Genomic DNA, 12047 nt, shown 5'->3' on the forward strand with positions numbered 1-12047 from the left:
AGAGGCAGAACTCATGGCACAGATGCTCCAGGCAGTGCGAGAGAAGAACACAAGGCAACGCGTTACCCGACCAATCGCTTAGTTGGCAGCCGACCAGCGGGTGATATAAAGACAGCCCGAAAAAAGCCCGAAACCCGGGAGCGCCAATGCGCGTGGGTTTCGAGCGTTTTCGGATGTCGTTTTTCCGCCAACTACATGTAGGAAAAACCTGTAGGCAGCGACGAATTGTCGCAGATCTTATTCTTTGTTGATTGAACGTTCAATCAAAACAAAATAGACTGGCCTTCAATCCGATAGACGCTTCACGTCCGCCGGAAGGCCTAAGGAGATGTGCAAGATGCCCAAGGTCGGTATGCAACCCATCCGCCGCCAGCAGTTGATCGAAGCCACGTTGCAGGCGGTAGATCAGGTCGGCATGGGGGACGCCAGCATTGCGCTGATCGCCCGTTTGGCCGGTGTCTCGAATGGCATCATCAGTCACTACTTTCAGGACAAGAATGGCCTGATCGCCGCCACGGCGCAGTATCTGATGAGTGTCCTCAGCGAGAACGTCACCGCGCGCCGTCAGGCGCTGGAGGACAGCAGCCCGCGGGCGCACCTCCAGGTGATTATCGAAGGCAACTTCGACGCCAGCCAGGTCAATGGCCCGGCAATGAAAACCTGGTTGGCCTTCTGGGCCACCAGCATGCACCACCCGTCTTTGCACAGGTTGCAGCGGATCAACGATCACCGTCTGTATTCCAACCTGTGCTGCCAGTTCCGCCGTGTATTGCCGCTTGATCAAGCGCGCAGTGCAGCCCGCGGCCTGGCAGCCCTCATTGACGGTTTGTGGTTGCGCGGCGCGCTGTCGGGAGATGCTTTCGACACCGAGCAGGCGCACCAGATCGCTTACGAATACATGGATTTCCAACTGGCCAAGCAGGTGAGTTAGAGCACACAGAACCGCTCAGCACCTGAACCGCCACTGACCAGCGTTGCCCAAGCTATAAGGCACGCCCAGTGGTTACCGCCAACCAACTTATGCTCTTGCGAGGACTATATGGCCCGTTTCGAACTGCAAAAACTCTACATCGATGGCGGCTACAGTGACGCCAGCAGCGACGCCACTTTCGAAGCCATCAACCCGGCTAACGGTGAAGTCCTCGCAACCGTACAACGTGCGACAAAGGAAGACGTTGAGCGCGCTGTAGTCAGCGCCGAAAAGGGCCAGAAAATCTGGGCCGCGATGACCGCCATGGAGCGTTCGCGCATCCTGCGTCGTGCCGTCGATATCCTGCGCGAGCGCAACGATGAACTGGCTGCTCTGGAAACCTTGGACACCGGCAAGTCGTTCTCCGAAACCAAGTACGTCGACATCGTCACCGGCGCTGACGTGCTGGAGTACTACGCAGGTCTGGTGCCGGCCATCGAAGGCGAGCAGATTCCGCTGCGCACCACTTCGTTCGTCTACACCCGTCGCGAGCCGCTGGGCGTCGTGGCCGGTATCGGCGCGTGGAACTACCCGATCCAGATCGCCCTGTGGAAATCCGCACCTGCCCTGGCGGCCGGTAACGCGATGATCTTCAAGCCAAGCGAAGTCACTTCCCTGACCACGCTGAAACTGGCCGAGATCTACACCGAAGCTGGCGTTCCGGCTGGCGTGTTCAACGTTCTGACCGGCAGTGGCCGTGAAGTCGGTACCTGGCTGACCGAGCACCCACGCATCGAAAAAATCTCCTTCACCGGCGGCACCGACACCGGCAAGAAGGTCATGGCCAGCGCTTCCGCTTCGTCGCTGAAAGACGTGACCATGGAACTGGGCGGCAAATCCCCGCTGATCATCTTCGACGACGCCGACCTCGATCGCGCCGCCGACACCGCGATGATGGCCAACTTCTACAGCTCCGGTCAGGTCTGCACCAACGGCACTCGCGTGTTCGTGCCAAGCCACCTGAAAGCCGCTTTCGAAGCCAAGATCGTTGAACGCGTTGCGCGCATCCGCGTTGGCAACCCGGAAGACGAGAACACCAACTTCGGTCCTCTGGTCAGCTTCGCCCACATGGAAAGCGTGCTGGGTTACATCGCCAAAGGTAAGGAAGAAGGCGCTCGCGTTCTATGCGGCGGCAGCCGCCTGACCGAAGGCGAATTCGCCAAAGGCGCGTTCGTGGCACCGACCGTGTTCACCGACTGCACCGACGAGATGACCATCGTGCGCGAAGAAATCTTCGGCCCGGTGATGAGCATCCTGACCTACGAAACCGAAGAAGAAGTGATCCGTCGCGCCAACGACACCGAGTTCGGTTTGGCGGCTGGTGTTGTCACCAAAGACCTGAACCGCGCTCACCGCGTGATTCATCAACTGGAAGCCGGTATCTGCTGGATCAACGCCTGGGGCGAATCCGACGCCAAGATGCCGGTTGGCGGCTACAAGCAGTCGGGCGTGGGTCGTGAGAACGGCATCAGCTCGCTGAACAACTTCACACGCATCAAATCGGTACAGGTCGAACTGGGCGATTACGCCTCGGTGTTCTAAGCCCCGGCTGAAAACCCTGTAGCAGCTGCCGAGGTACGAGGCTGCGTTGCGTGTCCGCAGGACCGCCCTCAGAGGGCCGCTGCGCGGCCCAACGCAGCCTCGTGCCTCGACAGCTGCTACAGGTGACCTGACCAACTTCAAAGAGGGTGCATTCAATGTCCCAAGAATTCGATTACATCATCATCGGTGCCGGCTCCGCCGGTAACACCCTGGCGACCCGTCTGACTGAAGACGAAGGCGTCACCGTCCTGCTGCTCGAAGCAGGCGGCCCGGACTACCGTATGGATTTCCGCACGCAAATGCCGGCTGCTTTGGCATTCCCGCTGCAAGGTCGTCGCTACAACTGGGCCTACGAAACCGATCCAGAGCCACACATGGACGGTCGCAGGATGGAATGCGGTCGCGGCAAGGGCCTGGGTGGTTCTTCGCTGATCAACGGCATGTGCTACATCCGCGGCAACGCGATGGACTACGACAACTGGGCCAAACTGCCAGGTCTTGAAGACTGGGACTACCTGAACTGTCTGCCGTATTTCCGCAAGGCTGAAACCCGTGACATCGGCCCGAACGACTACCACGGTGGCGACGGCCCGGTCAGCGTGACCACGCCGAAAGCCGGCAACAACCCGCTGTTCCACGCGATGGTTGAAGCCGGCGTACAAGCCGGTTACCCGCGCACCGAAGACCTGAACGGTTACCAACAGGAAGGTTTCGGCCCGATGGACCGTACCGTGACGCCGAACGGCCGTCGCGCCAGCACCGCTCGCGGTTACCTGGACATCGCCAAGAAGCGCTCGACCCTGACCATCGTCACCCACGCCCTGACCGACAAGATCCTGTTCGAAGGCAAGCGTGCGGTCGGCGTGCGTTACTTGATCGGCGCGGCCGAAGAGCGCGTTGAAGCCCGCGCCCGCAAAGAAGTGCTGCTGTGCTCCGGCGCCATCGCTTCGCCGCAGATCCTGCAACGCTCCGGCGTCGGCCCGGCCGAGCTGCTGAAAAAACTCGACATCCCGGTGGTCCACGACCTGCCAGGCGTGGGTGAAAACCTGCAGGATCACCTCGAGTTGTACCTGCAATACGCGTGCACCCAACCGGTCTCGCTGTACCCGTCGTTGCTCTGGTACAACCAGCCGGCCATCGGCGCCGAGTGGCTGTTCAACGGCACCGGTATCGGCGCCAGCAACCAGTTCGAAGCCGGCGGTTTCATCCGTACCCGTCCGGAATTCGATTGGCCGAACATCCAGTACCACTTCCTGCCGGTTGCGATTAACTACAACGGCAGCAACGGTGTGAAAGAGCACGGCTTCCAGGCGCACATGGGCTCCATGCGTTCGCCAAGCCGTGGTCGGATTCAGGCCAAGTCGAAGGATCCGCGCGAGTACCCGAGCATCCTGTTCAACTACATGGCCACCGAGCAGGACTGGCAGGAATTCCGTGACGGCATCCGCCTGACCCGTGAAATCATGCAACAGCCTGCACTGGACGCTTTCCGTGGCCGCGAAATCAGCCCGGGCATCGACGTGCAAACCGATGAGCAGCTCGACCAGTTCATCCGCGAACACGCCGAAACTGCGTTCCACCCGTCCTGCTCGTGCAAAATGGGCACCGACGAAATGGCCGTGGTTGACGCTGAAGGTCGTGTGCATGGCATGCAGAGCCTGCGTGTGGTCGATGCCTCGATCATGCCGATCATCACCACCGGCAACCTGAACGCGCCGACGATCATGATCGCCGAGAAAATCGCCGACAAGATCCGTGGCCGCAAGCCATTGCCTCGTAGCAAGGCTGCTTACTTCGTGGCGGGTGATGCTCCGGTGAAAGGCAAGCCGTTGCGTGATGTGAGCCTGACTGCTCAGTAAAACCGTTACACCGAGGCGCGGCCTTCGCGAGCAGGCTCGCTCCCACAGGGGATCTTCAGTGAACACAGATTCTGTGAACACCAAAGACCAAATGTGGGAGCGAGCCTGCTCGCGAAGGGGCCCTACGAAACACAACACCTCTCCTGGTAATCCTTTCCTACACCGCTCCGCGCTTGATCCTACCCCCCACGCAGGCCTAATCTAGCGCCACGCAAACGTTTCACCCCCCTCGCAACATCGATACACCGCCACTCCATACCAAGGAGGTTCCCGAATGTTCGATTTCCATCCCCAGCTCAAGCAGCGCTTCGCTGCCTTGCGCACGGGCGCTGAATTCTTTTCGTTGCGTTATGTGCGCGAGTCCGGCCAGTACCTGTCGGTGCGCAAGAATGTCGCCGAACCTCCGAGCCTGAGCCGTGACGAAGGCGCGATGCTGACCGTTCGGGTCAACGGCGTCGAAGCCTACGCCGCGACCAATGACCTGTCGCAATCCGGCCTGCAAGCCGCGCTGGAGCGAGCCGAGCAGCAAGCCCGCCGACTCAAGCCACACGCCCTGCTCGACCTGCGCGAGCAAGCCGTCTCCAGCGACCGCGCCGACTACTTTTCGCCGAACCTGGACCAGCCCTTCCCGTCCCTGAGCGATTGCTACCAACTGCTCGGCGCCGAATCCGCGTCCGTGCCCAAGGACGAGCGACTGGTGAATTGGCAGGTGAGCATCGGCATCACTAACGTCGAGCAGATTTACCTCAACAGCGCCGGCGCCGAACTGCGCCAGGCCCAGCGTTTCGTCTACCCGAGCGTGGACGTCACCGCCTACGACGGCAATGACAGCCAGACCCGCACCCTGGGCCGCGAAAATTTCGGCCAACAAGGCGGCTTCGATGTGATCAGCCGCTGCGGCCTGGTCGGCGCCGGTCCGAAAATCGCCGATCAGGCGCTGCAATTGCTGCTGGCACCGAACACTCCGCAAGGCCCGCGCGACCTGCTGTTGATGCCGGACCAGATGATGCTGCAGATCCACGAATCCATCGGCCATCCGCTGGAACTGGACCGCATCCTCGGTGACGAGCGCAATTACGCCGGCACCAGTTTCGTCAAGGCAGAAGACTTCGGCAGCCTGCAATACGGCTCCAAACTGCTCAACGTGACCTTCGACCCGGACATTCCCGAGCAGCTAGCCAGCTATGGCCATGACGACGACGGTACTGCCGCGAGCAAACAATTCCTGATTAAAGAAGGCTTGCTGCTGCGCCCATTGGGCGGTGCACTGTCGCAATTCCGTGCCGGTATGGAAGGCGTCGCCAACAGCCGCGCTTGCGGCTGGAACCGCCCGCCAATCGACCGCATGGCCAATCTGAACATCGAGCCCGGCGATCAACCGCTGGAGCAGATGATCGGTAACATCGAGCACGGCATCTTGATGAGCACCAACCGGTCCTGGTCCATCGACGATGCCCGCAACAAGTTCCAGTTCGGCTGTGAGTGGGGCCAACTGATCGAAAACGGCGAACTCAAAGGCGTGGTCAAGAACCCGAACTACCGGGCAATTTCCGCGCAGTTCTGGAAAAGCCTCAGCGCCGTTGGCGATGCCAACTCCGTCAAGGTCCTGGGCACACCGAACTGCGGCAAGGGCGAACCGAACCAGGTGATCCGCGTCGGCCATGCGTCGCCGGCCTGTGTGTTCAGCAATGTGGATGTGTTTGGGGGAGATGCCTGATGAGTACTTCAAAAAGTCAGGCCGATGCGTTCAAGGCCTTGGTCAACTGGCTGCGCGACGCGATTCACGAGCCGGAACAATTCACCCTCAGCTACGCCGCGGAATCGTCGGCCTTCGTGCGCTTCAACCATGCCAAGGTGCGTCAGGCCGGGCAGGTGCAACAGGCGAGCGTCGGTTTCAAACTGATCAACGAGGGGCGGCATGCCGACCTGAACATTACCCTTTCCGGTGATGCGGAAGTCGACGTTCAGCGTCTGGCCGAGGGTCTGCAACAGTTGCGCGAAACCTTGCCGCTGCTGCCGCAGGATCCGTACCTGCTGCTCAACCACAACGGTTGGCAGAGCAAGAATGTTCAAGATCACCCGCTGCCGGACACCGAGCAGGTGGTCGCTGAAATCACCCAGGCGGCCGAAGGGCTGGATCTGGTGGGTTTCTACGCCGCCGGCCCGATCAGTCGTGGTTTCGCCAGTTCTTCGGGCGCGTTCGGCTGGCATCAGGCCAACAGCTTCAACTTCGATTTCAGTCTGGTCCATGAAAACGGCCAAGCGGTGAAAGCCAGTTACGCCGGGCACGACTGGAACAGCGAAGGGTTTACCAAGCGCTTTGCGCAGGCACGCGAGCAGTTGGCGTTTCTCGGCAGACCGCAACACACCCTGGCGCCGGGTCAGTACCGCGCCTATCTGGCGCCGGCAGCTCTGGGAGAAATCATGGACATGCTGGGCTGGGGCGGTTTCTCGGCGCAGTCGATTGCCAGCAAAAACAGTCCGCTGCAGAAGCTTTACGCGGGCGACAGTGCGCTCAGCCCGTTGGTGTCGGTCGATGAAAAGGTCAGCGGTTCGTTGAGCCCGGCATTCTCCGGCGAAGGTTATCCGCGCAGCGATCTGGGGTTGATCGTCAACGGCAAGGCTGGCGCGCAGATGGTCAGTTCACGCAGTGCGGCCGAGTACGGCCTGACTGCCAACGGCGCCAGCGGTGGTGAAATGCCGAGCGCAGTGAACATGGCGGCTGGTACGTTGCCTGATGCAGAGATTCTCAAGCAATTGGGCACGGGCTTGTACATCAGCAACCTCTGGTACCTGAACTACTCGGATCAGCCGGCGGCACGCCTGACCGGCATGACGCGGTTTGCGACCTTCTGGGTCGAGAACGGCGAGATTCAGGCGCCGGTGAGCACCATGCGGTTTGATGACAGTGCGTACAGTTTGCTGGGATCGCAGCTGGAAGCGTTGACCGAGGAGCGCGAGCTGATGTTGTCGGCCAGTACCTACAGCCAGCGGGCCACCGCTTCGGCATTGTTGCCGGGGGCGCTGGTCAGCAAACTCACGTTAACGCTGTAAACACTTTGTAGCAGCTGGCGAAGCCTGCGTTCGAGGACGCAGTCCTCGCCAAACCGGCAACCGAGTTACTTCTGTAGGAGCGCGTACGCTGAACTCGCGAGGACTTCGTCCTCGAACGCAGGCTTCGCCAGCTGCTACAGGATTTCATCGACTTGCGGACTGCTTCATCTCACACCCACAAGAGGTCCCATGCCCAACCGCCCGCCTCTCGACGCTGTCACCGCCCGCTGGGTGCCGTGGGTCGTCGCCATCGCGTTCTTCATGCAATCCCTCGACGGGACCATCCTCAACACCGCCCTGCCCGCCATGGCCCGAGACCTGGCCGAAGACCCGTTGCGCATGCAGGGCGTGATCATCGCCTACATGCTCACCGTCGCCTTGCTGATCCCCGCCTCGGGCTGGATCGCCGACCGTTTCGGTACCAAGAAAATCTTCTTCAGCGCGATCCTGCTGTTCAGCCTCGGCTCGTTGCTCTGCGCACTGTCGAGCACCCTGAGCCTGTTGATTGGCGCACGGGTGATTCAGGGCCTGGGCGGCGCGCTGATGTTGCCGGTCGGGCGGTTGGTGGTGCTGCGCGCCTACCCTCGCTCGGATCTGGTGCGAATCATGGGCTTCATCACCATTCCCGGATTGCTCGGCCCGTTGATCGGCCCGACCATGGGCGGCTGGATGGTGGAATACCTGACCTGGCACTGGATCTTCCTGATCAACCTGCCGGTGGGCGCCGTCGGTTGTTACGCGGTGTGGAGATTTATCCCCGACCTGCGCGGCACCGAACGCACCCGCTTCGATAGCCTGGGGTTTTTACTGTTCGGCGCGGCGATGGTGCTGATCACCATCGCCATGGAAGGCCTCGGCGAGCTGCACCTGCCGCACTTGCGCGTGATGCTGCTGCTGTTCGCCGGCATGGCCTGTCTGGCGGCGTATTGGTTGCGGGCCGGGCACATCGAAAATCCGCTGTTCGCACCGTCGTTGTTCAAGACGCGGACGTTTGCCGTGGGCATCCTCGGCAACCTGTTCGCCCGACTGGGCAGCGGCGCCTTGCCGTTTCTCGTGCCGTTGCTGCTGCAAGTGGCGCTGGGTTACTCGCCGTCCCAGGCCGGGATGAGCATGCTGCCGCTGGCGGCGGCAGCGATGGTCGCCAAGTCGGTGGCGCGACCGCTGATCGAACGTTTGGGCTATCGCATCGTGCTGACCGGCAATACGTTGGCGCTGGGGCTAATGCTGGCGAGCATGGGCCTGGTCAGCGAGCAAACGCCGTACTGGCTGCTGTTGGTGATGCTATCGATTCTGGGGGCGATCAACTCCTTGCAGTTCACCGCGATGAACACCGTAACCCTGATCGACCTCGACGACGCCAGCGCCAGCAGCGGCAACAGCTTGCTGTCGGTGGTCGCACAATTGTCCCTGAGCCTTGGCGTTGCCTGTGCCGGCGCCTTGCTTGGCGGCTTCACGGCGGAGATCGGCAATGACGGCGTGGACACGGTTTTGGGCGCGTTCCAGCTGACCTTTGTAACGGTCGGAATCATGGCGATGCTGGCCGCGACGATCTTTTCTCAGCTTTCACCAAAGGATGGCCGACGGATGGTCAGCCGCGAGCACGATATAGAGCACTGATTTGTAGCAGCTGCCGAGGCACGAGGCTGCGTTGCGTGTCCGCAGGACCGCCCTCGGGGGCCGCTTCGCAGCCCAACGCAGCCTCGTGCCTCGACAGCTGCTACGACTATTCGTCCAGAATTTGCAGGTAGAGAGAGCGAGGCTGGTACACTGCGCGACATTTTGTTTTGCAGGCCAGTCCCGTGACCACCATCGCCACCGCTTTTAATACTTTGCCGCTGTCCGCCGCCATGCTGGCTAACCTCGACTCTTTGGGTTATGCCGAGATGACGCCGATCCAGGCGCAAAGCTTGCCGGTGATCCTCAAGGGGATGGACCTGATCGCCCAGGCCAAGACCGGCAGCGGCAAGACCGCCGCCTTCGGTATCGGCCTGCTGAACCCGATCAATCCGCGCTTCTTCGGTTGCCAGGCGCTGGTCATTTGCCCGACGCGTGAGCTGGCCGACCAAGTCGCCAAGGAACTCCGTCGTCTGGCCCGCGCCGAAGACAACATCAAGATCCTGACCTTGTGTGGCGGCGTGTCCTTCGGCCCGCAGATCGGCTCTCTGGAGCATGGCGCGCACATCATCGTCGGCACCCCGGGTCGCCTTCAGCAGCACCTGCGCAAGGGTTCGCTGATTCTCCATGGCCTGAACACGCTGATCCTCGACGAAGCCGACCGCATGCTCGACATGGGTTTCTACGATTCCATCGAAGAAATCATTGCCCAGTGCCCGGAGCGTCGCCAGACCCTGCTGTTCTCCGCGACGTACCCGACGGGCATCAAGCAGTTGGCCGCGAAGTTCATGCGCAACCCTCAGATCGTGAAAGCCGAGGCGTTCCACGACGACACGCAGATCGAGCAGCGCTTCTACGAGATTTCCCCGGAAGAGCGCATGGACGCCGTGGTCAAAGTCCTCGCGCATCATCGTCCGGCCTCCTGTGTCGCCTTCTGCTTCACCAAGCAGCAGGTTCAGGAAACCGTTGATCACCTGACCTCCAAAGGCATCTCCGCCGTCGGCCTGCATGGCGATCTGGAACAGCGTGACCGCGACCAGGTACTGGCCATGTTCGCCAACCGCAGTACCTCGGTGCTGGTTGCTACCGACGTCGCCGCGCGCGGTCTGGACATCGATGCGCTGGACATGGTGATCAACGTCGAACTGGCCCGTGATTCGGAAATCCACATCCACCGTGTTGGCCGTACCGGTCGTGCTGGTGAGAAAGGGATTGCGATCAGCCTGGTCGCACCGTCCGAAGCCCACCGCGCCCAAGCCATCGAGCTACTGCAGAAGTCGCCGTTGAGCTGGGATCAGCTGGACAACCTCAAATCCCAGGGCGGCGCACCGCTGCTGCCGGTGATGAGTACGCTGGTCATCGGCGCTGGCCGTAAAGACAAGGTGCGTCCGGGCGACATTCTGGGCGCACTGACTGGCGATGCCGGTATTCCGGGCGCTCAGGTTGGCAAGATCGCGATTTTCGATTTCCAGGCTTATGTGGCTGTGGAACGCGGGATCGCCAAGCAAGCCTTGCAGCGTCTGAACGACGGCAAGATCAAAGGCCGTTCGCTGCGCGTGCGTATTCTGTAAGAACAACGCAACTCCCCTGTGGGAGCGAGCCTGCTCGCGAATGCAATTTGTTTTGTGGTGACACATTAAGAGGACACCGTTTTGCGCTCTACCGAAGTCGTGATCATTGGCGCTGGCGCCGCAGGTTTGATGTGTGCGCTGACCGCCGCCGGGCGCGGGCGCAAGGTGATGTTGCTCGACCATGCGAACAAGGCCGGCAAGAAAATCCTGATGTCGGGCGGTGGCCGCTGTAATTTCACCAACATGTACACCGAACCGAGCAATTTCCTCTCGCAGAACGAACACTTCTGTAAATCCGCCCTGGCCCGCTACACCCAGTGGGATTTCATCGGCATGGTCGCCAAACACGGTGTGCCGTACCACGAGAAGAAGCTCGGCCAGCTGTTCTGCGATAACAAATCCAGCGACATCCTTGAAATGCTGCTCAACGAGTGCGATCAGGTCGGCGTCAGCCTGCACCTCGACACCTCGATCCAGCACATCGAGAAAATGGAAAGCGGCTACCTGCTGCAAACCACCCTCGATCAGATCACCTGCGAATCCCTGGTCATCGCCACTGGCGGCTTGTCGATCCCGACGCTGGGTGCGACCGGTTTCGGTTATCAGGTGGCCAAGCAGTTCGGCCACGACTTGCTGCCGACCCGCGCCGGGCTGGTGCCGTTCACCATCACCGATCAGCTCAAGGAGCTTTGTACCGAACTGTCCGGTACGTCGGTGGATTGCCTGGTGAGCTGCAACGACCAGAGTTTCCGCGAGAACATCCTGTTTACCCACCGAGGCCTCAGTGGTCCAGCGATCTTGCAGATCTCTTCATTCTGGGAATCTGGCGACACGGTTGAGATCAATCTGATGCCGGACCATGACGTACCGACCTGGCTGCAACAGCAGCAAGCCGAACGCCCGAACAGCGAGCTGAAAACCCTGCTGGGGGAAATCTTCACCAAGAAGATGGCCAACCTGCTGGCGGATAACTGGTTCGTCTCCAAACCGATGAAGCAGTACACCCACGCAGAAATTGCCGACATCGCCGAAAAACTGGCGAGCTGGAAAGTGGTTCCGGCCGGCACTGAAGGCTATCGCACCGCTGAAGTGACATTGGGCGGCGTCGATACCAACGAGGTGTCGTCCAAGACCATGGAATCGCTGAAAAGCCCCGGCCTGTATTTCATTGGTGAAGTGCTCGACGTCACCGGGCATCTGGGCGGCTTCAACTTCCAGTGGGCCTGGGCCTCCGGCTACGCTGCTGCGCAATTCGTCTGATACAAAACTCTGTAGGAGTGAGCCTGCTCGCGATCGCGATCTGTCAGTCAAAAATTGGGTGACTGTCACACCGCGATCGCGAGCAGGCTCACTCCTACAGTTGTTATGCGTGATGCAGTAAGGAACAGATTTTGCTGTCAGATGTGATCGGCGCCATTGCGTCGGCGTCATTACTGG

General features: G+C 60.7%; 8 protein-coding genes. All 8 read left to right on the plus strand.

The features are described from left to right. The first annotated feature begins 337 nt into the window (after positions 1-337). On the plus strand, positions 338-931 hold the full coding sequence (gene betI / locus AC3IUE_RS30055) for a transcriptional regulator BetI (protein ID WP_489264504.1): 594 nt from the start codon (positions 338-340) through the stop codon (positions 929-931). A gap of 108 nt (positions 932-1039) precedes the next feature. Next, positions 1040-2512, plus strand: coding sequence for a betaine-aldehyde dehydrogenase (gene betB, locus AC3IUE_RS30060; RefSeq protein WP_046045290.1), 1473 nt, complete (start codon positions 1040-1042; stop codon positions 2510-2512). A 155-nt stretch (positions 2513-2667) separates the two neighbouring features. Then, on the plus strand, positions 2668-4371 hold the full coding sequence (gene betA / locus AC3IUE_RS30065; RefSeq protein WP_489264505.1) for a choline dehydrogenase: 1704 nt from the start codon (positions 2668-2670) through the stop codon (positions 4369-4371). 274 nt (positions 4372-4645) lie between these two features. Beyond that, positions 4646-6088, plus strand: a complete 1443-nt coding sequence (locus AC3IUE_RS30070) for a TldD/PmbA family protein (protein ID WP_489264506.1) — start codon at positions 4646-4648, stop codon at positions 6086-6088. Then, complete coding sequence (locus AC3IUE_RS30075; protein ID WP_489264507.1) at positions 6088-7425, plus strand: TldD/PmbA family protein; 1338 nt, start codon at positions 6088-6090, stop codon at positions 7423-7425. The genes AC3IUE_RS30070 and AC3IUE_RS30075 overlap by 1 nt, the downstream gene beginning before the upstream one ends. Positions 7426-7614: 189 nt before the next feature. Next, positions 7615-9042: a multidrug transporter subunit MdtD gene (mdtD, locus tag AC3IUE_RS30080; protein ID WP_056739045.1), complete on the plus strand. Its 1428-nt coding sequence runs from the start codon at positions 7615-7617 to the stop codon at positions 9040-9042. Between the two features lie 230 nt (positions 9043-9272). After that, entirely contained in the window at positions 9273-10610 is a 1338-nt protein-coding gene (gene dbpA, locus AC3IUE_RS30085; protein WP_409201442.1) for an ATP-dependent RNA helicase DbpA, read from the plus strand. Between the two features lie 81 nt (positions 10611-10691). Further along, positions 10692-11870, plus strand: coding sequence for a BaiN/RdsA family NAD(P)/FAD-dependent oxidoreductase (locus AC3IUE_RS30090; protein WP_489264508.1), 1179 nt, complete (start codon positions 10692-10694; stop codon positions 11868-11870). Positions 11871-12047: the final 177 nt, after the last annotated feature.

The organism is Pseudomonas sp. GL_093 (assembly GCF_057837605.1).